This window comes from Amazonocrinis nigriterrae CENA67, assembly GCF_016056305.1.
Taxonomy (GTDB): domain Bacteria; phylum Cyanobacteriota; class Cyanobacteriia; order Cyanobacteriales; family Nostocaceae; genus Amazonocrinis; species Amazonocrinis nigriterrae.
The window spans coordinates 80,199-104,524 of sequence record NZ_JAECZC010000016.1 but is presented as its reverse complement, the minus strand read 5'-3'; the positions used below and the strand labels follow the sequence as shown (position 1 = coordinate 104,524).

Annotated in this window: 19 protein-coding genes; 7 read left to right on the top strand and 12 right to left on the bottom strand. The window is 38.5% G+C overall.

Annotated features, from left to right (window positions below; translation table 11 throughout):
- Positions 1 to 33 precede the first annotated feature (33 nt).
- Positions 34 to 1,260 carry a histidine decarboxylase gene (locus tag I8748_RS11595; protein WP_198124729.1) on the bottom strand — a complete coding sequence of 409 codons (1,227 nt, stop codon included), beginning with the start codon at positions 1,258 to 1,260 and terminating at the stop codon, positions 34 to 36.
- A gap of 674 nt (positions 1,261 to 1,934) precedes the next feature.
- Between I8748_RS11595 and I8748_RS11590 the strand changes: the two genes are divergently transcribed.
- The 4 genes from I8748_RS11590 to I8748_RS11575 all read left to right on the top strand — a co-directional run bounded on the left by I8748_RS11590 (position 1,935) and on the right by I8748_RS11575 (position 6,025).
- Complete coding sequence (locus I8748_RS11590) at positions 1,935 to 2,561, top strand: TetR/AcrR family transcriptional regulator (RefSeq protein WP_198124728.1); 627 nt, start codon at positions 1,935 to 1,937, stop codon at positions 2,559 to 2,561.
- A 40-nt stretch (positions 2,562 to 2,601) separates the two neighbouring features.
- Positions 2,602 to 3,891, top strand: a complete 1,290-nt coding sequence (locus I8748_RS11585; RefSeq protein ID WP_198124727.1) for an ABC exporter membrane fusion protein — start codon at positions 2,602 to 2,604, stop codon at positions 3,889 to 3,891.
- A gap of 52 nt (positions 3,892 to 3,943) precedes the next feature.
- A complete protein-coding gene (gene devC / locus I8748_RS11580; RefSeq protein WP_198124726.1) occupies positions 3,944 to 5,104 on the top strand; it encodes an ABC transporter permease DevC in 1,161 nt (386 codons plus the stop codon).
- A 168-nt stretch (positions 5,105 to 5,272) separates the two neighbouring features.
- The gene (locus I8748_RS11575) at positions 5,273 to 6,025 is read left to right on the top strand and encodes a DevA family ABC transporter ATP-binding protein (RefSeq protein WP_198124725.1); all 753 of its coding nucleotides are present in this window, start codon (positions 5,273 to 5,275) and stop codon (positions 6,023 to 6,025) included.
- Between the two features lie 455 nt (positions 6,026 to 6,480).
- Here I8748_RS11575 and I8748_RS11570 read toward each other — a convergent pair whose 3' ends face one another.
- The 8 genes from I8748_RS11570 to I8748_RS11535 all read right to left on the bottom strand — a co-directional run bounded on the left by I8748_RS11570 (position 6,481) and on the right by I8748_RS11535 (position 20,680).
- Positions 6,481 to 8,661 (bottom strand): caspase family protein, encoded by a 2,181-nt coding sequence (locus I8748_RS11570; RefSeq protein WP_198124724.1) that lies wholly within the window; start codon positions 8,659 to 8,661, stop codon positions 6,481 to 6,483.
- A gap of 58 nt (positions 8,662 to 8,719) precedes the next feature.
- Entirely contained in the window at positions 8,720 to 11,173 is a 2,454-nt protein-coding gene (locus I8748_RS11565) for a CHAT domain-containing protein (RefSeq protein ID WP_198124723.1), read from the bottom strand.
- A 58-nt stretch (positions 11,174 to 11,231) separates the two neighbouring features.
- The gene (locus I8748_RS11560) at positions 11,232 to 14,237 is read right to left on the bottom strand and encodes a CHAT domain-containing tetratricopeptide repeat protein (RefSeq protein WP_198124722.1); all 3,006 of its coding nucleotides are present in this window, start codon (positions 14,235 to 14,237) and stop codon (positions 11,232 to 11,234) included.
- Between the two features lie 74 nt (positions 14,238 to 14,311).
- Positions 14,312 to 15,088, bottom strand: a complete 777-nt coding sequence (locus I8748_RS11555; RefSeq protein ID WP_198124721.1) for a DUF928 domain-containing protein — start codon at positions 15,086 to 15,088, stop codon at positions 14,312 to 14,314.
- Complete coding sequence (locus I8748_RS11550) at positions 15,081 to 17,582, bottom strand: CHASE2 domain-containing protein (RefSeq protein WP_198124720.1); 2,502 nt, start codon at positions 17,580 to 17,582, stop codon at positions 15,081 to 15,083. Before I8748_RS11550 ends, I8748_RS11555 begins: the two co-directional genes overlap by 8 nt.
- 148 nt (positions 17,583 to 17,730) lie before the next feature.
- Positions 17,731 to 19,065 (bottom strand): DUF1822 family protein, encoded by a 1,335-nt coding sequence (locus I8748_RS11545; RefSeq protein ID WP_198124719.1) that lies wholly within the window; start codon positions 19,063 to 19,065, stop codon positions 17,731 to 17,733.
- Positions 19,066 to 19,069: 4 nt separating this feature from the next.
- The gene (locus tag I8748_RS11540) at positions 19,070 to 20,461 is read right to left on the bottom strand and encodes a hypothetical protein (RefSeq protein WP_198124718.1); all 1,392 of its coding nucleotides are present in this window, start codon (positions 20,459 to 20,461) and stop codon (positions 19,070 to 19,072) included.
- A gap of 24 nt (positions 20,462 to 20,485) precedes the next feature.
- Complete coding sequence (locus I8748_RS11535; protein WP_198124717.1) at positions 20,486 to 20,680, bottom strand: hypothetical protein; 195 nt, start codon at positions 20,678 to 20,680, stop codon at positions 20,486 to 20,488.
- 304 nt (positions 20,681 to 20,984) lie between these two features.
- Here I8748_RS11535 and I8748_RS11530 point away from each other — a divergent pair, with 304 nt between their 5' ends.
- Together I8748_RS11530 and I8748_RS11525 are read left to right on the top strand one after the other, a co-directional pair.
- Positions 20,985 to 21,149, top strand: coding sequence for a hypothetical protein (locus I8748_RS11530; protein WP_198124716.1), 165 nt, complete (start codon positions 20,985 to 20,987; stop codon positions 21,147 to 21,149).
- Positions 21,150 to 21,527 carry a CHAT domain-containing protein gene (locus I8748_RS11525; RefSeq protein ID WP_404800301.1) on the top strand — a complete coding sequence of 126 codons (378 nt, stop codon included), beginning with the start codon at positions 21,150 to 21,152 and terminating at the stop codon, positions 21,525 to 21,527.
- A 61-nt stretch (positions 21,528 to 21,588) separates the two neighbouring features.
- On the opposite strand, the gene I8748_RS11520 is transcribed toward I8748_RS11525, so the two are convergent.
- A complete protein-coding gene (locus I8748_RS11520; protein WP_225896383.1) occupies positions 21,589 to 21,999 on the bottom strand; it encodes a hypothetical protein in 411 nt (136 codons plus the stop codon).
- Positions 22,000 to 22,555: 556 nt separating this feature from the next.
- On the opposite strand from I8748_RS11520, the gene I8748_RS11515 reads away from it, so the two are divergent.
- Positions 22,556 to 23,101, top strand: coding sequence for a PadR family transcriptional regulator (locus I8748_RS11515; RefSeq protein WP_198124714.1), 546 nt, complete (start codon positions 22,556 to 22,558; stop codon positions 23,099 to 23,101).
- A gap of 109 nt (positions 23,102 to 23,210) precedes the next feature.
- Here I8748_RS11515 and I8748_RS11510 read toward each other — a convergent pair whose 3' ends face one another.
- Positions 23,211 to 23,690 carry a GNAT family N-acetyltransferase gene (locus tag I8748_RS11510; RefSeq protein WP_198124713.1) on the bottom strand — a complete coding sequence of 160 codons (480 nt, stop codon included), beginning with the start codon at positions 23,688 to 23,690 and terminating at the stop codon, positions 23,211 to 23,213.
- A gap of 253 nt (positions 23,691 to 23,943) precedes the next feature.
- Complete coding sequence (locus I8748_RS11505; RefSeq protein ID WP_198124712.1) at positions 23,944 to 24,144, bottom strand: hypothetical protein; 201 nt, start codon at positions 24,142 to 24,144, stop codon at positions 23,944 to 23,946.
- Positions 24,145 to 24,326 lie beyond the last annotated feature (182 nt).

Genomic DNA, 24,326 nt, shown 5'->3' with positions numbered 1-24,326 from the left:
GTTACTTCAGGACTTTGAGCCATCAACATTGTCCTAACCTATTTGACCACGGCTGTATGAAAACGTTGTTGTGGGATGGTATTTAGCCATTTCTACAGACACACCGCAGTTGTGTATTGCTTGCTGTAGCTGTAAGTTGTCCACTTCGCCAAATGATCCTTCTTCTAACACCAGTTCATTGACAAAAGTATCGATTTTTTGGCGGTCTATATTCTGCATGACTATCATATGTGCCCAATTATCCAGAGTTGCTAACTGCCACTTTTTGATTAACCTTTGAGAAGGCTTTTGAAACACTACAGTAGTCGAGAATTTGTTGAGCATACATGGGTATTCTCTTAAGTTAAGTTGTTGAAAAAGATATTGAGCATTCTGAATGCAGGTATTTGCTTCTGTTGCAAATCCCTCATTACCTCTTGTTTGCAAAGCATACCAGAGAATTAAGGGAGTATGACCATTTCTAGAGCCTAAAATGGTTGTATCTTTTGAACCAATATATTCAATGGTTGTTTCCACTTTTTCTACCCATTTCTTCTTGGTGATTACTACACCACAAGGCAGTGGAGAACCAATGAATTTAGCAGAGATGGCTATACTATCTATGGGTTTTTGAAAGTTAATTTGGGGAGCGCCATCTATAAATGGTAATATCATTCCCGAAAGTGCGGCATCACAATGAATGTAGTAATCTTTAATTTGATGACGCTCTAAAATTTCTAGAACTTTGTCTAAGTTGTCAATGGCACCTTTGACAGTAGTACCAATATTTAAGTTGATGATGGCTGGAGAATGACGGTTTTCACTAATCAATTGTTCAAAATGGTCATAATTTATCTCGCCGTTAACTTGGGAATTAATTACACGATGCTTCATACCAAATAATTTAGCTGCTTTGGCAATTGAGTAATGAGAGTCTTGTGATGAATAAAGCAGCCCTTGAGGATAGATTTCCCTTGCTAGAAAAAGTCCATATAAGTTACCTTCAGTACCACCAGCAGTCACATAACCCCAAAATTCATTCTCTGGAATTTTATAGAGGTCTGCAAAAAAAGCTAATACTTCTTGTTCAAATTTTCGAGAGTGGAGACCAAAATCTGGCTCAATGTATGGGTCACCAGCATTATTCAACAGAAAATGGAAAAACTTTGCTAACTCAGTGTAGTCGCAACTTAAATTATATGGATAGCCTGCATGAAACTGCGATCGCTGTTCGATTTGCTGCAAAAAAGTTGTCAACTCTTCACTAACTAGCTTTGACATATTTGTGTATTTGTTTAATTTTGGATAAGGCAAGTTTTATCTTATTTTATACATTAAATTCAATATTTTTAGTTTTTCTTAATAAGTAATTCCATCTAAAACAATTGTCTGAAAAAAAGACAGTAATAATACGGGTAAAAATTAGTGGAGCATTTTATAACTGCAAGTAAACACGGTTGCACTCAATCAGAGAATGCTGTTTTAAGAGTTTGTAAATATCTTTTTTAGTCGATTTTTCTAGCTGCTAGCGTGACCTTTCTTTGCAACGGGTTTATACACGCTGTAATTGCCTAACTTCTCCACAGTGCGATAATACTGGCGAAATCATCTAGGTGTAAAAGATTGTATAAATGCATCAATTAACGCTAGAGCGCGTATTTATGCGTAATTACTAGATTGAGGACTCGCGTTGACACATATAGCAGTATAGCTTATATTAAGAAATGTATAAGATGGTAAAATTCAACCAATTATCAAAAGTATTTCAGTATTCTTTAGACCTTTTGCATAAACTGCCGAAAAAAGGGTGATGAATACAGTAAGACATGACAAAAATCCACTTTAGGAGTGTATGTCTATGAACTAAATATGACAACATTAGCAGCTTGCTAAATCTAGAGAACTAACACTGGTTTGTTAAATAACGAGCGTTCGATATAAATATTTTTGAGATCATGCCGAAGATAGTTGACCATGACCAATACCGAAAAGAACTGCTTAGTAAATGCTTTGATTTATTTGCTCAAAAAGGCTATGGCTCTATCACCATGCGCCAGATTTCTCAAGGTCTAAAAGTTTCTACTGGTACGCTGTATCACTACTTTCCTAGCAAACAAGCTTTATTTGAGCAATTAGTGGAGGAGATATCTCAGCAGGATGTGAGTGCAGCATTGCTGGAATTAGAAGGGTCGCAAACACTTAATGAGTCAATGGAAGCACTAGGAAGATACCTAGTGAAAAACGAGGATTACTTTATTAAGTGGACTTATATCTGGGTTGATTTTTGTCAGCATCAAGACTCTAAGAACATGCTGGGTAGTACTGTGTTTAAGCGAGCCAATAAAAGGTATCAGCAGGCAGCCTGTGATTTTTTAGGGATTCAAGATATGGTGTTGGCATCTTTTGTATTGAGCTTTGTGAATGGTTTAATTTTGGAGAAGTTATGGGGTGATGAAACAATTGATTTTCCAGAACAATGTGCTTTACTAGGTAAAATGTTGACGCTATATTTGCAGGATAAAAGGTCAAATAAACAGTTAATTCTTGAACATGATTTAGTTCAAAATATCAAATATAGCTAATCGGTACAAAGTCAATAAATATATTTATAGCGGTGAAAATATGATTCACAATCTCTTATTGAAACCAGCAAATCAAAGATTGTTTGCATTAATAATTGGTGCTACTGCTATTACAGGTGTAATGGCTTTTTATGCAATTTCTCAGTTTGGACAAGTTAGTAAAACCGCCTCATCTGAGCCTGTACAAACTACTCAGACCGCGCCAAAAGTGACGGCCTTAGGCAGACTAGAACCAGAAGCAGAGGTAATTAGCCTGTCTGCACCGTTGGTTTTGGACGGCGATCGCGTTGGCGAAATTTTAGTCGAGGAAGGTGATACCGTTAAAGCTGGACAGGTAGTGGCAATTTTAGACTCACGCGCCCGCTTGCAAGCTGCCGTTCTCCAAGCCCAAAAAGAAGTGAGAGTTGCCCAAGCTAAACTTGCTCAAGTCAAAGCAGGAGCCAAAGTAGGGGAAATTCAGGCACAGCAAGCCAGTGTTGAACGCTTACAGGCTCAGTCCCAAGGGGATAAAATAGGGCAACAAGAAGCGATCGCTAGAATAGAGGCGCAATGGCTGGGAGATAGAATAGCTCAAGAAGCAACCATCAAAAAGCTAGAGGCAGAACTAAAAAATGCCGAAGCCGAATATCAACGCTATCAAGTGCTACACTCCCAAGGAGCAATTTCCAACTCTTCATTTGACAGTAAACGCTTGAGTTTAGACACTGCAAAACAGCAACTAGGCGAAGCCAAAGCAATTCTCGACCGGATTAACTCCACAGCCAGTAGACAAATAGCCGAAGCCAAAGTAGCACTCAACCGCATTAACGCCACTGGTAGTAAACAAGTTAGCGAAGCCAAAGCCACACTCACCAGTATTGCCGAAGTCCGGCCAGTGGATGTACAGGCCGCGCAAAGTGAAGTTGAAAATGCGATCGCTTCACTCAAACGCGCCGAAACTGACTTGGAAGCAACTGACATCAAAGCACCAATGGCGGGTCAGATTCTCAAAATTCATACACGAGTCGGAGAAAAAATTAGTAGTCAGGGAATTGCAGACTTAGCTCAAACCAACCAGATGGTTGCAGTGGCAGAAGTTTATCAAACTGATATTGGTAAAGTCAAACTTGGACAGTCGGCAGTAATTACCGGTCAGGCATTTTCTGGTGAACTGCGAGGAACCGTTTCTTATATTGGCTTACAGGTGAATCGGCAAAACGTTTTCAGCAACCAGCCAGGGGAAAACCTCGATAGCCGAGTAGTTGAAGTGAAAATTCGCCTCAATCCTGAAGATAGTAAACGAGTTGCAGGTTTGACCAATTTACAAGTGCAGACAGCAATTGATTTGTGATGACTGATGACTGATGACTAAGGAAAGGTTTTCCCAATTCCCAATTCCCAATATGAAACTATTTCGCAAAACGCCGCTAGCATGGCGGCAGTTAATGAAAGAAAAAACGCGTCTGGCTGTTGCAGTTGCAGGTATTACTTTTGCAGACATGCTGATGTTTATTCAGCTGGGTTTTCAAAGTGCGCTGTTTGATGCATCTGTGAAACCTCATCGCAGTTTACAGGCAGATTTGGTCTTGATTAATCCCCAATTTCAAACTTTATTTGCGGTGAAAAGCTTTTCTAGAGAACGACTTTACCAGGCATTGGGTTATGAAGGAGTTCAATCAGTAACTTCGCTTTATATTGGCAGCGGACAGTGGCGAAATCCTATAACCCGTCTTGACCGCACTATCTTAGTTTGGGGTATCGATCCCACACAAACTACGTTTAATCTTCCCGAAATCCAACAAAACCAATATCATCTTAAGCAGTTATATCAAGTTCTGTTTGATCAGGCTGGTCGTCCAGAATACGGGCCGATTGGTGATATCTTTCAAAAAACAGGTAACTTACAAACGGAATTGAATAACAAAGCTATCAGTGTTAAGGGTGTATTTAAAAATGGTGCATCCTTTGCCGCCGATGGCAACGTTATTGTTAGTGACTCCACCTTTTTACAACTATTTCCGCAGCGTCAACGCGATCGCATCGAAGTTGGGTTAATCACTCTCAAACCGGGTGTCGATCCTGAAAAAGTGCGATCGCAACTTGCCGCCGGGCTGCCTAACGATGTTAGAGTTCTGACTCTAGAAGGGTTTGCCGAAGTCGAGAAACAATACTGGGAAAACGGCACTGCTATTGGTTTTATTTTCACTTTAGGTGCAGCGGTCGGGTTTATTGTCGGTATCGTCATTGTATATCAGATTCTTTACTCCGATGTTTCTGACCATTTGCCAGAATACGCCACACTGAAAGCGATGGGCTATACAGATCGCTATCTTTTAGGAGTGTTGCTTCAAGAAGCATTATTTTTAGCCATTTTAGGTTTTCTCCCTGGATTTATCCTTTCATTTGGGCTGTATCAGGTGACATATGCTGCTACCATGCTGCCGATTTTCATGAAAACGGAACGGGCGATACGAGTATGGATTTTGACTGTGATTATGTGTAGTTTTTCTGGGGCGATCGCAATGCGAAAACTACGATCAGCTGACCCCGCAGACGTTTTTTAAAGTAATTCGTAGTTCGTAATTCGTAATTCGTAATTAAGATTCGTCAGATATGGTCTGAGTTTTGGGGTTTGAATAAGTTGCCTTTTAGAGAATTAGTATCAACAATTCACAAATAAAAAAATATCTCACTCTTCAAAGTTATCTGTCATCTATTCTTTAATAAATTTTATGTTGCAAGAACCTCTACCAATAACTTCTAACTCAACACTCTCTGCTATTGAACCGGTGATTTCTATTCATAACCTCAATCACTACTTTGGTGGAGGTGCGCTTCGTAAACAAGTTTTATTCGATATTAATTTAGAGATTAACGCTGGTGAGATTGTGATTATGACTGGCCCCTCCGGCTCAGGAAAAACGACTCTGTTAACTCTGATGGGTGGACTGCGTTCTGCTCAAGAAGGTAGTTTAAAAATTTTAGGAAAGGAAATTTGTGGGGCTAGCAAACAGGAATTAACTAAGCTGCGCCGTCAGATTGGCTATATTTTCCAAGCTCATAATTTGATGACTTTTTTAACAGCTAAAGAAAATGTGCGGATGTCCTTAGAGTTGCATGATGAGTTTCTCAATCAGGATATTAACAGTAAAGCGATCGCCATGCTGGAAACTGTGGGTTTAGCAGAACGTGTTAATTACTATCCGGAGAATCTTTCAGGGGGACAGAAGCAAAGAGTTGCGATCGCTCGTGCTTTAGTCAGTCATCCCAAGATTGTACTAGCAGACGAACCCACAGCGGCACTTGACAAAAAATCTGGGCGCGATGTTGTGGAATTAATGCAGAAGCTAGCCAAAGAACAAGGCTGTACAATTTTGCTAGTCACTCACGACAACCGCATCTTAGATATTGCCGATCGCATCATTTATATGGAAGATGGTCAACTCAAGAGTGATGGCGTAGATATTACTACCAAAATGCATTAAGTAGGAGCTTACAGTTATCATCAAAATACTTTGTGCCTTTGTGTCTTAAAGGTTGTTTGAAAAGTATTATTACTAACATAAAAATCTCAAAAACCTAACCCCCCTACCCTCACAGGTGTAGGTATTTGATCAATGTGGCTGTAATCGCGTTTTTACTTGTCCAGCAAAATCAGATTTCGGTTGTTGGTTTCACACTTAAAAACGAAAGTTCGTTGTTTGAAGATGCTCTTAACTTGCTATCAGAGTAGCAACTCATGCCCAAATTAAAAACCTACACCTGTCAGACCCCCCTACCCCCCAACACTCACGAGGTAATGGGGGTTTCAAAGCCTCTCTCCGTTTCGGGGAGAGGTTTGGAGAGGGGTTCTTAGTATACTTTTCGACTTTCCAAACACCCTCTTAGTGGTTTAGAATTTTTTACCACTAAGACACCAAGACACAAAGAGAAAATTCGATTAACCAACATCGAAACTGATGGAGACAGTAGCCATATCAGAATTACTAACTGGTGTGGCTGTAATACCACCACCACGGTTATCTCTCAAATCATTAAGCAAATCACCAATCACTTCATCTGGGCCTATAGATGAGCCTCTAGGGAAATCTATTGGTTGAGTATCACGTTTTTGTTCTGCTGCTAAAGCTTTCATTGTTTTGACAGCATTCTTTAATGGTTTGCGACTGACAATAATTAATGCTTCTCCACTACCTTTTTCAATTGCTTGTAATCTTAGTTCTTGTGGATCACCAACTACTAGTGTTTGCTTTGGTGCTAATTGCATCGATTCTTCAGGTTTTGACCATTGATAGGGGAATATTACTGATAATTCACCACTAGAATCAAATAACAAGATGGAACAATAAACAGGAGCAGATTCATAATTGGTAATTTGAAATTGAAACAGTTGTTGCAGAGGTATCTTACGCGGATAAATTTTATCGGAAAATTGACGATTATTTTTACTACGTGATGTGACAGCTTTAGCTATAATTTGGCTGGGATTATCTACTAAATTTAGAGAAACTTCTAAATCTAATTCTGAGGAATTAGTATTCAAGGTTTTTTTGAGAATACGACCTGCAAGTAAGGATTTGAGTTTAGGTTCTAAACGCTGAACAGCATCATTTACTGTTTCTTTGGCATCACCAAAAGATTGTGATACAAGTTCCAATCCTTCAGTAAATAAACCAATACTGTTAACCACAGGTAAGTTTTCTGTAACTTGCTGCTGCAATTTTTGCCGATAGCTATTGGTCATACGACTGAAGATGTACTGTACACCATTTGGATAGGGGGGGTTTTTATTTTGGGCTGGTATGGCTGCAATTCTATTGATAGCTTCTATGGCTTTTTTCGCTGCGTTTATATCACCAGCTAGGGAAGGATCTAAACCAATACTTAACTTTAAATCAGCAGGAATTATCCGAGTTGATTCTTGTAACAGCATTCCTGGCTTGAGAGAATTTATTCCTCTGTTGTCTGTAAGTTCTGCTTGTGCTATTAAGCCACTACGGGGAGATATTAATTTTACTGTTGCTGAAGTTTTTCCCTGATTGTTAATAATTGTAAAAATAGCGCCTTTTGTAAATGTTTCTAAACTTTCTTTGTCTACTCCACCGAGCCATAAAGTTGCTTGTTTGCCTTCGCCTTTAATAATCACTGCGTCAGTGGGTGGAAGTTTTTTATTAATAAAATATACTGGCTTGCTTGCATCACCATCTATTAAAGGTTCTTGACCAGAAAGTGATTTAATGCTATATGTGATTTGAGATATCATGCCATTGGCGCTACCAGTTTGCTGCCAAAGATATTGAGTCATTAAGTAAGTAAATGCACCAGCAGAAAAGCCATCAAAAGTAGCATCAGCAGCTAGTTGTTCGCGTTTAGCAGCAGCAAAAACTATTCCTTTTCGCTGACTAGCACAGCGAAGATTAAGAAGTTGTTCTGAGGAAAGTTTCAACTTTTTTATCCAACCTTCTTGATAAGCAATTTCTTCTGGGGATGGCTGCAAATCATCACCATTTGCACTCCTGATGATCAAATTACCTCGCGTACCGCCGCCAGAAAAACAACTGTCTAAAACTACAGTGACATTTTCTGTTTTTAATGCAGAGATTAATAAAAATAGGGTACGTCCCATGATGTCTTTTGTCACACCATTCTCACCATCATCAGCAGGTATTAAAGTGCTGTTATAGTTATCATCTCTGCATTGTTGGATGGGGTCGGGGTCTGATAGTCGGGAACCATGACCAGAAAAATGGAAAACTACGACATCTCCCGGTTTGGCTTGCTTAATTAGATGTTCTTCAAAGGCTTCGAGAATATTTTTCCGGGTGGGTTGTTCGTCGTCTGGATGACTGGTTAATCTCACAATATTTTTGGGGTCAAAACCAAAGCGATGGATTAAAAGTTCTTGCTGTAAATCTACATCAGTGACACATCCTTTTAAGTTATCGCCTCTCTCATTCTTGAGATAATTATTAATTCCTACTAATAGTGCTAATTTGCGAGGCGTGGTTTGTGATAAAACTTGGGCGTAGCGATTGCCTTGTTGTATGACATCGATTTGGCTTAAACCCAAAGCAGCAAAAGTTGAGGAGGCAAATTGTATGAAATGGCGGCGTTTAATCATGGGTTTTGTTAGTTGTTAGTTGTCAGTTGTTAGATTTATTTGGTGTCTGTCTTCCTGCTTATTCAGCTTCGCCAATGAGTGTGAAGGCTGCCCAATTTAGGGGTTTATTGGGATATTGTTGTTTGATTTTGAGCATAGCTTGGCGTAAAGCTTGGGCTTTATTGAGTTTATTTTGGTTGAGATTTGTATAAAATTCTGTCATCAATTCGGCGGTGGGTGAATCGGGAACAGACCATAAGGAAACAATGACGCTGGGAGTTCCGGCGATAAATAATGAACGTGATAAGCCAATTACGCCATCACCAGTAATGCGACCTCTACCTGTGTTACAAGCACTGAGGACAACTAAATCTGCATTCAGTTTCAGATCAAGAATTTCTTCGGCGGTGAGTAAACCATCATCTTGCTTACTAGGTGCGAGTGCGATCGCACTTTGCAAGCCTTGGAAGTCATCGAATAAGCCGTGGGTGGCTAAATGAATGATTTTGGCTTGGGGAAGTTTGGCTTTGATGGCGGTTTCGGTGGCTGCGTCACCTGTTAATGCTTTGGTGTTTAGAATGGGTGCGATCGCTTCTGCTTCCCGTTTTGCACCTGGTAGAGTTGCTAATTTTTGCGGTTTTTCGTCTATTTTGGCTGCAAAGTTGGGCATAGTGGGATTACCCACCACTAAAGCTTCAGATACAGAAGATTGCTTAACTTTATTTCGTTGCTGACGAGTTAATTCTAATACTTGAATTGATGGGGAAGTCAGGATAGTATGCTTTTCAATTAAATATTTGTCTTTTTCATCTAACAATGCAGGAAAGGGAACGAGGAACAAATCACCTTGAGGGACGAAAACAACACGTTGATTTGGGTCGGTGGGTAAAAGGTCAGCAATGGGTTGAATCAGAAGTTTATGGAGTGTTTGTAAGCTTTGTTTTTGTACTTTTTCATCTTGGGGATTGACAATTTTTACGTCAAACATGCTACGGCTTTTATCATCAATTCCCATAGATGCGCGAGTAGTGGTAATTAAGTCTTTGAGAGAGGTATTGTGTTTTTGCCACAACGGTTTCAGGTCAACTTTACGGAAGGTAACTTCACCTGTGGGCTTGATTACCCAAATATAGAGTTCTGATTCTTGAGTTTTTTGTTGACCTGCCACTTGGAAACCATCAGAAATTATTGAATATTGAATCAAGGTAGAATTTTGTGTTTTGGCATTTTTTTGAATTTCCTCAGTTTTTACTATTGGGATGTTTTCATCACTTTGTAAACTAGGTGATAATCGAGATTGAAGTAATTGCACAAATGCCCTAGCGCGACCGCGTTCGGATATTTCTAATGCCTCATTACTTTTATTTTGGGCAATCAAAACTTTTTGTAGCAATTGATAAGTGGCAGTTTGTGTTTCAAAAATTGAGATTTTATTAGCATCACTTAACCTTGGTCGTAGAGATTCTAAAAGTTCTATTCCATCTCGGAGAGTTTTTTCTGCTTCCACAAACTTACCAGATTGATAAAACGTACTACCGATATATCTAAGAGTTCGTGCTTCACCCACTTTGTCGCCAACTTCTCTAAAAATAGCTAAAGCTTCTCCAAAGAATTTCAGCGCTTGAGGATACTGACCCTGATGATTGTAAACTCTACCAATGTTGCTGAGGGCAACCCCTTCACCGGTGCGATCGCCTACTTCTTTAAAAATAGCTAGGGCTTGCTGAAATAACTCTTGCGCTTGGGAAAATTCACCTTGATTACGCCGAAAATCTCCAATGTTGTTAAGAGAAGTTCCTTCACCGCGACGAATTCCAAGTTTTTTAAAAATAACAAAGGCTTGTTGATAATATTCTAGAGCTTTAGGATATTGATCTATAGTCCGGTAATAAGTGCCAATGCTATTGAGGGTTAATGCTTCTTGTCTCTGGTCGCCAATTTGTCTAAAAATATCTAAAGATTGCTGAAAGAAATTTAGCGCTTGGGGATACTGTCCTAAATTCGTATTAATAGATCCAAGGTCGCCGAGGGTAAAACCTTCGCCAGACTTATCACCAACTTGTCTGCGAATAGCTAAAGCCTGTTGATAAAACTCTAGCGCTTGAGGATATTGTCCCAAACCTTCATAAACTTTTCCAATATTATTAAGAGCAGTTCCTTCATTCAAGCGATCGCCTAGTTCTCGGAAAATATTTAAAGCTTGGTTGTAAAATTTTAGCGCTTGAATATAGTCGCCTCGTGCGCGTTCAACTATGGCAATGTAGTTGAGACTCAAGGCTTCGCCATTGCGATCGCCAATTTGCTGATAGATAACCAGTGCTTGTTGAAAAAATTCTAGTGCAGCTTTATATTGACCAATCTGAATTTGCTGATCACCTTGCTGATAAAGCCTATCTGCTTCTGCTTTGCGGTCAGCAGTAGTTTGCGCCAGTACTGGTTCTACTGGAGTCAGCGCTTTGAAGCTGATTGGTGAGTGTAAAAAAGTAGTAATGAAAGTAGCGATCGCTAGAATAAAAATTTTTTTTAATTGCATTGTTTTTAAAATTTGTTGGTCATTAGTCAACAGTTACTTGACTTACCTAATTACCTGATTATTCAGCTTCACCAATGAGTGTGAAGGCTGCCCAATTTAGGGGTTTATTGGGATATTGTTGTTTGATTTTGAGCATGGCTTGGCGTAAGGCTTGGGCTTTGTCGAGTTTATTTTGATTGAGATTTGTATAAAATTCTGTCATCAATTCGGCGGTGGGTGAATCGGGAACAGACCATAAGGAAACAATGACGCTGGGAGTTCCGGCGATAAATAATGAACGTGATAAGCCAATTACGCCATCACCAGTAATGCGACCTCTACCTGTGTTACAAGCACTGAGGACAACTAAATCTGCATTCAGTTTCAGATCAAGAATTTCTTCGGCGGTGAGTAAACCATCATCTTGCTTACTAGGTGCGAGTGCGATCGCACTTTGCAAGCCTTGGAAGTCATCGAATAAGCCGTGGGTGGCTAAATGAATGATTTTGGCTTGGGGAAGTTTGGCTTTGATGGCGGTTTCGGTGGCTGCGTCACCTGTTAATGCTTTGGTGTTTAGAATGGGTGCGATCGCTTCTGCTTCCCGTTTTGCACCTGGTAGAGTTGCTAATTTTTGCGGTTTTTCGTCTATTTTGGCTGCAAAGTTGGGCATAGTGGGATTACCCACCACTAAAGCTTCAGATACAGAAGATTGCTTAACTTTATTTCGTTGCTGACGAGTTAATTCTAATACTTGAATTGATGGGGAAGTCAGGATAGTATGCTTTTCAATTAAATATTTGTCTTTTTCATCTAACAATGCAGGAAAGGGAACGAGGAACAAATCACCTTGAGGGACGAAAACAACACGTTGATTTGGGTCGGTGGGTAAAAGGTCAGCAATGGGTTGAATCAGAAGTTTATGGAGTGTTTGTAAGCTTTGTTTTTGTACTTTTTCATCTTGGGGATTGACAATTTTTACGTCAAACAAACTACGGCTTTTATCGTCAATTCCCAGAGATGTGCGAGTGGTGGTAATTAACTCTTTGAGAGAGGTATTTTGTTTTTGCCACAGGGGTTTCATGTCTGCTTTACGGAAGGTAACTTCACCTGTGGGTTTGATTACCCAGATATATAGTTCTGATTCCTTAGTTTTTTGTTGATCTGTAACTTCAAATGCATCGGAGATAATTGAATATTGAACTATAGTGGTATTCTGAGTTTTAGCAATTTGTTTGATTTGGCTAATTTGTGGTGCTTGATCATATATATTTTTCTCTATTGCAGTAGAGGATAAATGAGATAAGAACAATTCTACAAACGCCCTAGCACGACTGCGTTCAGCAATTTCTAAGGCTGCCGCAGTTTTATTTTGGGCAATTAGAACTTTTTGTAAAGTTTCGTATGTATTTTTTTGAGTCTCGAAAATTGATATCTTATGCGTATCATCTAATTTTTTGTCTCGTAATGATTCCAGAACTGTAACACTTGCAGATAAGTATTTTTCTGCAACAATCAGATTACCAGACTTATAATAAAATGCGCCTAGATTATTTAATGCTTGACTCTCACCTTCACGGTCTTTTATTTCTCTTGTAATTGCTAAGAATTTTTCAGAGTAATCAAGAGATTTTTGGTAGTCCCCCATATAAAAGTAAGCAGATCCCAGACTACCTAACCCGTTAGCTTCACTTTGACGATCTTTAATTTCCCTAGCAATTACTAATCTCTTTTCTTGATAATCGATTCCTTTTGGGTAGTTTCCTAAAAGTAGATAAGCATTACCAAGATTACCTAAAGCTGATGCCTCACCTTGACGATCTCCAATTTCTTTTGCAATAGTTAATGCTTGCTGATAATATTCAATAGCTTTTAGGTAGTTTCCTAAATTACGATAAACAATACCAATATTGTCTAGCGTTTGTCCCTCAGCGTAACGGTCTTTGATATTCCTGGAAATTACTAAACGCTGTTGGTGATAATCAATAGCTTTCGGATAGTCTCCCAGAGAATCGTACACTAAACCAAGATTACCTAGTGCGACAGCCTCTTGCTCGCGGTCTTTTATTTCCCTAGCAATTATAAGTGCTTGCTGATAGTATTCAAGTGCTTGTGGGTAGTTTCCTAGATAATAGTAAGCAAGACCGAGATTTACTAATAATCCTCCTCCAAGTTTTAATTCTTGAATCTCTTCGGCAATTTGTAAACTTTGTTTATAGTAATCAATTGCTTTCAGGTAATTGCCTAAATCACTGTAAGCAATTCCGAGATTATTCAATGCTGCACTCTCACCTTTACGATCTTTAATTTGTCTAGCAATTACTAACAATTTTTCATAGTAATCAATAGCTTTGAGGTAATTCCCTTGAGAATGGTAAGCAATTCCAAGATTACTTAACGCATAACCTTCACTTTGTTGGTTTTTAATCTCCCTAGCAATTGCTAAACTCCGCTGGTGATACTCAATAGCTTTCGGATAATTACTAAGAGAATGATAAACATTACCGATATTACCTAATACATACAGTTCTCCTTTACGGTCTTTAATATTTTGAAAAATTATTAGTGCTTTTTGGAAAGATTGTAATGCAGCCTCAAATTGGCTGGTGTTAACTTGTTCATTACCTTGCTGTAAAAGTTGATCTGCTTTTGCTTTTTGAGGATTCTTTTCAATTTGTGCCTCTGCTATAGCCAGATATTTTTGTGATAAACCTTCTAAAATAGAGTCATTAATTTCCCGTGCAATTACTAAGGATTGCTTATAATAAGCAACTGCACTAGCATAATTTTCTAAATCAGAGTACACAGATCCTAAGAATCCTAGTGTCCAAGCTTCACCTTTACGGTCTTTTATTTCTTGATAAATAATTAGTGCTTGTTGGAAATATACTAATGCACCTTGAAATTGTCTGGCATCAAGTTGCTGAATACCTAGCTGCAAAAGTCTGTCTGCTTGTGTTTTGCGTCCAGATGTGGTTTGTGCTAACACCCGTTCTTGCTGAAATGGCAGATAAAAATTACAAGCAGATGCTGAAACAATAGCAACTAAACCAACTAAACTAACTAAACTAATCCTTCCATAGTGCATAGCTATAACTGAGTAGCGAAGACAAATCTGCTTATATATATCTCCCACACAAGGGAGGTTATGTAAAAATATCGTCAATTAGCCACAACAACCTTTTTCGCTGCGTCTAATTCTTGACAATATTCAGCAGAGGGAATTTGCTGTTTAATCTGCTTTAATTCCAATGATGGATTTGGCACTGCATAGATTTCTTGCAATGCATCCGTCCACATTCCTTTTTCTGCAAAGTAGTTTGCTCTCTTCAGTGTTATGCTTTCTGCATTGGCTCCTTGGCTCTTTATTTGTGCTTCTAATTGCTGCAATTCATTTGTTATTTTATTCCGTTCTGCCAATTCCAATATTTTAAACTTGGGTGTTTGTTCTACAGCAAAAGGAACATATAACTTCCATAAGTATGTCTCGCCAGGTTGCAGTGGTTTGCCATTATAGATAATACTAGTCTGTCCTGGTTTAATTTTCTGGCTCCATAAAACTTCTTTGCTTTGAGCTTGCAAAAGTTCAATTTGCTTAATATTTGAGCGTTTACTATACCAAATAAATACAGGATTCACACTCCAAATTTCCAATATTTCCCCTGGAGTGTGCTTGCTTTGTAAATGAGGCTCTACAAGTCTCTGGGGTGCAATTGTACAAACTGAATCTCCTGGTTTACCTCCCCCTGGAACCTTTTTACGGCGCAATGTTTGGAAAATATTACCCCAGTTAAAAGCTAAATAATTATGGTTTATTTCTGTTGTTAATAACTTTTGAATTTGAGGTTTAATTGTGGCTTGGGTTGGCAGTATTGTTAAAATAGTAATTATTAATATGTTTATTCCCAAAGTTAACTTTGATAAGTTCAGTTTACCCACTACTATTTCTCCTTAAAGCTGAGCGAATATAATTCCAGAAAGTTACTGTTGGTAAAAACCAGGGCAATAAAATTGCTGCTGAGGTATAAATTTGTAACGAAATAATTACATAAATACCCACTCCAACCCAGACACTGATAACCAGACGTTTGCGGGAACTAGCATTTAACTGTATTATCACTGTAATACTTTTTGCGACCACAGCAGCCAATAAAATCATTAAGAAATCTGGAACAGATACCACTAACCGCTGTTTTAGTAGGTGGTGAACCATGTATGCATGAGCTTCACCACCAGTAAATTTACCATTTCCCCAGCCGTTCCAGAAAGCGATCGCTAAAGGTTTGCTTTGATTATCTTCACCCTGTTTTGTGACTCCGGCTTCTCTGTATCCACCAGGTGCAAGGATGACAATTTGTTGATCTAGATTTTTGAGAAGATTCATCTTGCTCGTAGGACAAGAATTGAGTAATTCACAGGCTGAGATTTTGTTATATACTCGGTCAGGGGGAATAGAAAAGTCAATAATTGGATGGAACCATTCTTGGAAAAACTTTTGGGAAGATAGGGTGATTGGTAACAGGCGATCGCGCTGCAAAAATGTAGAATTGTGATTATTTAGATCTTCAAATATTGAGTTTTGAAAAACTTTTGAATTTTGTAAATTAGGTTGTGGTATGTTATTTAATTTGCTTTGTTTTAATAAATAACTTAAATATATAATATAAGCAAAAGGTAATACATTGGAGTTATTGGGTAAAAGTTCAACATATCCAGGTAAAAATTTAATATCACCATCTATACGCCATTTAGCACTAGCAATTTGCTCACTAGCTTTATCTTCTTTGAAGTCTGGATCATTGTCATAAGCAAAGACAAACCAAGTTTTTTTCTTAACAGCATTGCGGATGGTTTGACTCAGCTTTTGGGTATTTTTTGGCTGTATATCAGTTTCGTTTAAAATATAATCAATACCAATTAGCTGAGCATTGGATTCAGACAGTTTGTCAATTATCCTTGCTAAATAACTGTAATCTAATGGGTAACGTTGTTCAATCTTATCTTGCTTTAAAGACTTATTATCAATCTGTAATAATACTATGGGAGCGTCAACTTTTTGAGGAACTTGAAATGAAAGTTGGCGATAGACGGCTTGAAGTAAGATTCTTGGTTCTAATAATAAATCTTGTAATGGAGGCAATAAACTGATAAACAGTAATACTGATAGCCACTTGATTTCTTGAATAGTTGGTAACCATCTTTTAATTAAATTCCACAAACCAAAGGGTTTAATCCGAAATAATTCGGCATCTGGATGGCGATAGAGTGAGGGAATTAGGTAAGCTGAAGGAAAGGAAAAACGAGTTACTTGTTGCTTGAGATATTGACAAGCGTCTAACAAAGCTTCATGAACATCTTTGTATTCGGCTAAACTATGAAGAAACTGCATTAAAAATTTTCTGGCTACTTGATTGTGAATTGGTTCCCGCATCACTATTACTTGACTTAAACCCAAGTTAATTAATGATTCGGCTATATTTATGCCACTACAAGAGTTAAAAATCGCAAACTTAAGTCCCCGTTGTTGAGCTTTTTTTAGCGCCTCTTCAATATCTTGAATTGCTAGAGAAACATTTGGTGCAATACCTAATTCTCCACCAGTTAGGATAGTTTCATTACTGTGTCCGGCAAAAAACAATACATCCCAGCCACGTTGATCATTAATTGCATGGAATATCTGAGTCTTCAATTCTATTGCATTAACCTGATGCAAAACTTTTGTTGCTTCCGTATTCCAACCAACAAATTTTACCTCTGCAATTGGTTTGAGTGATTCAACTTCTTGTTTGTCGGTTTCAAAATTTAAGTGTGTATCATATCCAATGATGGCTAAAATTCTGATTTTCCGATGCACAGAACGCACGGGTTGATTACGAATTGTAGCTGGAGTACGATAAATTTGTATTTTTTCTGGTATGCCTAAATCTGCGCCAATTTGCCAAGTTTCCCAAGGTAATCTTGCTAGTTCTATGGGGGTACAAGTTAAGAAGACTTCAACGGACTGATTTTCATTTGACAGTTTTCTCGCAGCGTTGGCGATTTCAGAACGAATATTCACTAAGTCAGGACTTAGCAACCAACGATGAAATTCATGTAACAATTGAGTTTCGGTATCTCTCAGTTGTCTGTTGTAGTCAACAGGAGTGTTTCCTCCTCCACTAATAAGTTTTTTTCCTCGAAAGTTTTTATTGATGGCTTTCCAGCCTCGCAGATGTGCATCAGTTAATTGTTGTCTTTGCAGATGATTGAGGGGTTTTTTTCCTCGTAGGTGTCTATAGTAATTTAAATAGGCTTTCTGCCAATCTTCATAACTTTTAGTTAAGGATGGAGGATAATCAATTTGTTCGGTAATTTTCTGTCCTTGAGTTTGTAGTTCAAATTGGCAGACTGTTTTTATTCGTGTTACATGGAGATGAAAGGTTGTTCGTTTCATTGTTGAGGTGGGTTTGATTTTCACGCAGAGGAGCCACTGCGTTGGTGAGGCAGCCCCCGTCTTGGCTTCTGCCGAGATGGGGGACTGCCGAAAGGGTTTCCCGACTTGAAGCAAGTGGCGTTCGCGGAGGCGCGGAGAGAATGCGATGTTATTTGAGGGAAAATTCTAAGGGGGGTAATGTTTGTGTTTGTCCGTTGGATGATATGATTTTGACTAAGAATTTATCTTGGTAATTGCCTTCTATGAGGGTGAATATATATTCTTGGTGCTGTGATGGTTGGAGTTCTTCTTCGGCTAAAATGCTGGTTTGGTCACTGACTCTTAATGTGAATGTAGAGGTTGGTTGATTACTAAAAACAGGTTTTAATATTAATAATAAGTTCCAACTTTGGTTTTCTTGGGGTAGTTGCCAAGTGACTGCATACAGTCGTAATCTATTTTCTAGGACTATATCTCTGTATGCACGACCTGCAATTTCTGGAATATTAATTTCATAGGCGCTTTGAATGTTTGTGAGGATGTTATCTAATTCCTGTTCAGGGGTTTGTGTTGTCGCTAATAATGGAGATGGTGGCGCTAATACTTGCCAGGTTAATCCTTGGATAACTTCATCTATTTGATTGTTTAACCAAGTCCTAACATTTACTGCTTGCTGTGTCAAAATTTGCAGTAAGTCTGATAAATGTTTAGTTGAAGTTGCTGTATTTTCTTGCAGAGACTGATAAAGCCAATTAAGTAAATCTGGTGTTGTGAGTAATGCTACTCCTTGTTGCCAATTTAAAACTTGCCACAAAGGACAATGATGTAATTGGGGTAATAAGTTTAGTAGTTCTGACTGAATTGTGGCTAAAATATTCTGGCGATCGCTCGGTATTTCTGGTAAAGTAATTGCTGTTGCTGGTAGACATTGCAAATAGAGTAATAATTCATTACAATCATCATGAAACCAAGTCAAAGGTAAGTGATAATTCCAATCTATTTCTGGCTGCAATTCTGGTTTATACTCCACGAGTTCGTCGTACCGTAAAAATCCTTTAATAGTGGCTATTTCTATTTCTTCTTCAATACCAATAACTATATATAAATGACTATTAAACTCTGGTAAATCTATCATTGCTCTCGGTACAACTACTTCTTCGCATACAGTTACTTCTTCCTGACTGATGCTAATGACAGGAATGATACAAACTTTAAAATTTCCGATAGATACGTTGAATGCAGTGTCATTCACATAAGTATATTGAGATTGCCAAGCTAAAAATTCAGCTTGATTGATGGAAAAAGTAGGTTCGCGTTTTTCTAACCATTCATTAACAGCTAAAAATGCTAAAGTTTGTAAGTAAATCTGCCACTGTTTAGATTGAACGGGATAATTTTGACTCGTTTCTAGCGCTTGTGTAAAATACTCCGGTTCTAGATTAATTATCTCTACAGTTTGATTGATTTCAAAGAAATCATCTGTAGCATCACTAAGCGAATACATAAAATTACTTCCTTCTAATAATTTCTGTTCTATCCTTCAGACATTGGCAAATAGCTTGCGCCAACTGGTTGTTTTTAACTTGCTGGGTTCCAGTGCTAGCATCTTTTCTAGCTTGCTCAATTATAGTTTGGATTTTTTGCTCTACAATCGGTTGAATTTTGTTATCTAAATTTTTTAGTTGCTCAGCAGTGACGTAGGTTTTAGCTACTTCTAAAATAGACTTGATTAAACAAGATAAAGTGTTTCGTCCAATATCTTTACGTAAGTTTGTCAGTTCTAATAAGCGGCTAACTTCTGGTTGGTCAGTTAATTCTAGTTCTGTGGCTATGTTTGCCATAGAAACTCCCTGACAATGAAATAAATAAAGTCCTGTAATATAGTTGTATGCCTTTTTCTGAGAACGAGGATTTTTTTTCCTTTGTAAATAGTCAAATCGATTTTGAATCACCAAAACGGCAGATTTCATCAGACATTCATCAATTTTTTGTTGATATTCTGCTAAAAAGTCTGACTGTTCATTATTTTCGGATTGGGAAATGTTGATTGTTTGTTGATTCTGATTCAAAGATTCTAAACGAGATAAACCTTTTCTACTACGGATGCGTTCTTCTCTAAGTAAAGTGGCAAGATTTTGTAGTTGTTCTCGAACTTGTTCGGGTGAGATTCTTTTTGCCCAAATATGAGGCTTTGCATCTTGACACAAATCAGCAATTTGACGCAGTTGTTCTAAAGTTGGTTCTGGATATCGAGTTTTAGCGCCTGTTCTGCGGATTTGTAAAAGATGGGTGCGATAAACTTGGTGATAATTATCGAGAAGTTCAACTGCTTGGTTGATTTCAGTTGGTGTTTGCTGATAATCTGATAAAATACGCGCTAAGCGTCCTGGTGTCATGTAGTTAAGAATCATCCAGTCAGTGACTTGTTCAATGCCGTGGTCGAGTAGGAATTGTTTGACTGTGCGATCGCTTTTCAGTATCCTGTTTGTCCAAGTCGATAAATTACTCTGTTCTGGGTCAAAAGTCTGTAAAATTCGTGTAGTTAGAGATTGGGGGTTAGAGTTTCTCATCCGGTGACTATCAACTACCAACGGCAAGAGTTCAGCACTAGTAAAATTATGTTTTTTACCAAACTTTTCTGCTAGTCCTTGGCAAGTGTCTTTAATTTGATGAGAAATAAAACAACGCAGACATCCTTTTGCTAGCTGGCGCAAAATATCATCATATTGATACCATTGCATTAACTGGCGTTGTATTCCTCGCTCACGCAGATTTTCTTGCTGAGATAACTCTGGAAACTGTTGCCAGAAAAAGTCTCGGTTTTCCTTAAGTTCATCACAACGAATTTTACCGAAACTATCAACGGTGATCAATAGCCAATATCTTGATGCTTTATCCATCCTTGTTTTATCCAGTCGGTAGAGTCAGGGGGATGAGGGGGATGAGGGAGATGAGGGGGATGTTACTTCTTTATCTTCCAATACAGCTTTAGTATTGTAGGGTGCGTTATGGACTTTAGTTCTAACGCACCGAAAATTAGTGATGGTGCGTTGCGCTACGCGACAACGCACCCTACCAAAGGGCTGTATACTCTGATTAACAATAATGCTTCTTTTCATCTTGATGACTCCGGTTGAATGCAGTTTCACTTAACCCCATATATCTTTCGTCAAATAGAGGTTATGTAAATATTTTTAGAAAAATTAATAATTTTCGATAATAAATATTTAATCTTTATTAATCATCCTCCACAGCAAGAGAATTTAGATTGATTGTACCTTCCTGAAAATATCAAATCATTTACATTATTTAGATAAGTTGGATAAAAACGAAAAATTTCCTTACTTTCTACAGATTTATACATATCTCCTTGAGAATGGAAGATATATGTAATGAATTTTGATCATAATTTGCAAATTATCTATGCGTCATCATCCAATAGCCCACCGTCTGCAACGTCTCACCTTTGCTTCTTTAGCAGTTTACCTCACATTACCCTTGAGTACATTAAATTATATTGGCAATGTTTACTCTGATCATTTGTATGAATTCAACAAAGCAATTCCTTACTATCAACAAGCTTTATAAATTGCTCAAAGTATTAAAGATACCACTTTAAATACTGTCAAACAACTGATGACAAAAGTCAGAATAATTCACTTGGTGACTCACGGCTTACTCGATGATTTTGGCTTTGGTGTACCAGGAGCGATCGCACTTGCACCCGATCCTACCCCAAAAACAGAACAACAGGATAGTAACGGATTTCTCACGGCGGGTGAAATCTTCGATATGAAATTAAACGCTGAACTTGTTGTGTTAAGTGCTTGTGAAACAGGACAGGGAAAAATTACAGGTGATGGAGTCATTGGACTGTCTCGTTCTCTAATTGCGGCGGGTGTTCCTAGTGTGGTTGTTTCTCTGTGGAGTGTAGACGACAAATCTACAATGTTAGCCAAAAAATAGTAGGGGCGTACAGCTGTACGCCCCTACTGTGTGCATTATTGGTGTATGCAGTTCATAACGGCTACTTGGATGCAAGAAGTTCTGATACCTCTGCATGTGCCAAAACAACGTCAGGTTCACACTGGAGAGCAGTATAGTATTTTCTCGCAAACACATTGCCTGCCTCTGATGGTGTGATTAACACACGAGCATCGGCATTTAAATTTTCCACATCCTCTAGGGATATTGGTTCATCTGCTGCAAGCATGACATCAATTTGTACAACAAGCTCAGAAATGCGATGTAGCCAAGCAAATTGTTCATCATTAATGACCAGTTGCAGAAGTTCTCCGCTCGATACTCGTCCACGTTTCTGTTCGTAGGCAATACGCTCTGTCTCAAGCAACACTTGATGAAGACGTAGAAATTTGTTTCGTAAATTACGTAAATGTTGATGTTGGCGTATTCTTTGTAGAAGTGTGTTAGAAGTCAATGGAACTGATCCTCCTATTATGATCATCTTTAAGGGTTTGTATAATTTTTACTCAGGTATTAATCACTGGTTTGTTAAGTGATATACCAGCGATCAGCAAAGCATTTACCGCTTCCTCCTAAATCAAACGTTCTGTTAGTCAAAGACGTTACGACTCAAAGCAGCATATCAAAGACAAGCGATCGCTAATTGTGGGCAATCAAACTTGTCTCCATCTCCTGACCTTCCCCATATTCAGTACATAGATAAAGGCATTGTATTCCTTTGGCACAGCCTGAACTATAATCTGCCTTTGTTGAAATGTGAAGTGTAGGTAAATAATTGCATTAATCTCAACTACTTGACGCTGATACTATGCCATACAGCGCGGTACTTACAAAAAACTGGTCGCCTATTCAACCCAAAATTAGGGAGTTATATTCTTTGTCGAAGCACACCGTAGTCAACATCATTTTATTAGATAACTCCTATATATGATTAATCATATACTAGCATAAAAATATATGAGACATCACAAATTATAGTTACCACTACTTTACTGTCAAAAAAACCGCCTATGTCCTTAGCACACACAATTCTAGGTTTCCTTCAGCAAGAAAAAATGACAGGTTATGACCTGAAAACAAGCTGCTTCGATGAATGCATTGCTCACTTATGGCCCGCAGACCAAGCACAAATTTACAGAACACTGGACAAACTCGTTGAGCAGGGTTGGATTACTTGTAGTATTGAAATTCAATGCGATCGCCCCAACCGCAAAGTTTATGATCTGACTGAAGCCGGAAAAGCCGAATTAATTCGGTGGCTTGGATGCCATCAGCCTTTACCGACCACTAGAGAACCGTTACTGGTGCAGCTGTTTTTTGCAGCACAATTACCAAATGAAGCCATCATTCAATTGCTAGAACAGCAGTTAGCTGCACGTAGCGAAAAGCTGACTAAATGTAAAAATATTGAATTACCGATGCTTGGCGATCAGTTTGCCACCCGTGAACAGATAATGCAAAGGCTCGTATTAGACTTAGCGATCCGAAGAGAACAAACTTATATTGATTGGCTGATGACGGCTATTGATGTCATTCGCCAGAGTGCAGGGGAGTAGGGGTGCAGGGGGGAAGAAATCGTATTACTTCAAACTGCAATTTATCGCTTTGAAACAAGAGGCTTCCTACTCAGCACTCAGCACTCAGCACTCAGCACTCAGCACTTTGCTATACGTCCAGTTCCATGGCATTGCCTTCTGAGAAACCAACACTGGAGTAGACTGGTTTACCTAATGGAGATGCATTGAGAATTACGCGCGTACAGCCAATCTCTTTTAAATAAGCGATCGCAGTTTTAGTCAAATGCTTAGCAATACCTTGTCTGCGATGAAACGGTTCAACATAAACACCCCAAATGTATCCGAATTTTCGGTACTCTGCCTTGAAAATATTCGGGTATAAACCTGCAAACAATTGACAACCTACAGAACCCACAACTATGTTATCAACTTCTGCTACAAAAGCTTTGTAAAATAAATTCTGACGAGCCTGTTCAATAAACTCAAGGGTAATTTCAAGCCATTCAGGATTAATAGCTTCATCAGAAAAGCCAAGATCTTGCCACATTTGGTAAGAATGCTGTGCAATTAGTGAATCTTCTTGAGAACTTGCTTCTCTAATACTGATATTTTTTTCCGTCTGTGTCATTCAAGGCGCTGATATCAACTCGTGTCAGTGTAATTCTTAAATAGGTTTTACACAAGAGCTATTACAGCAATTAAAGCGCACTTTGCTATAACTTGATTGACACCGCGATCGCTACTACATTATCTAATTGTCGGGGGCTATTGAGGTATGAGTAAATTATTGTTAAATTTTGAAGTAGCAGAAATTTTCAAATACGATTTCCGCGTTACCTCTTGCCCCCTATCTTGAAAACTGGTCAAACGAAGCGATCGCTTTATTTGAGTAGCCTTGTTACCCTAACATCATATTCAGTGCCCAATGGATGCTCGCTTCTAGCCTGAACCAGTGCCATACCATCAGCTTTCTGTATTGATTCTGCGTTAATTTCGTACCGTGTCGTACCGTGTTGATAAGCGTTATTAGTTAAGTCAGCAAATTCTTTGATATCAACAAATACTTCGTAAGTGTGAACCATTTGGGAACCTCCTAGTGCAATATGCCAACGATAGGAATAAAACTAGTATATGAACACAGGGAAGTATGGTTTCTTCAATAAATACAATTCTTGTCTAATGAATACAATTCTTGTCAATTAAATACAATTCTTTATTGAAAGTTACATGCTCTTGAGCAGGGGAGATGGGGAGATGGGGAGAT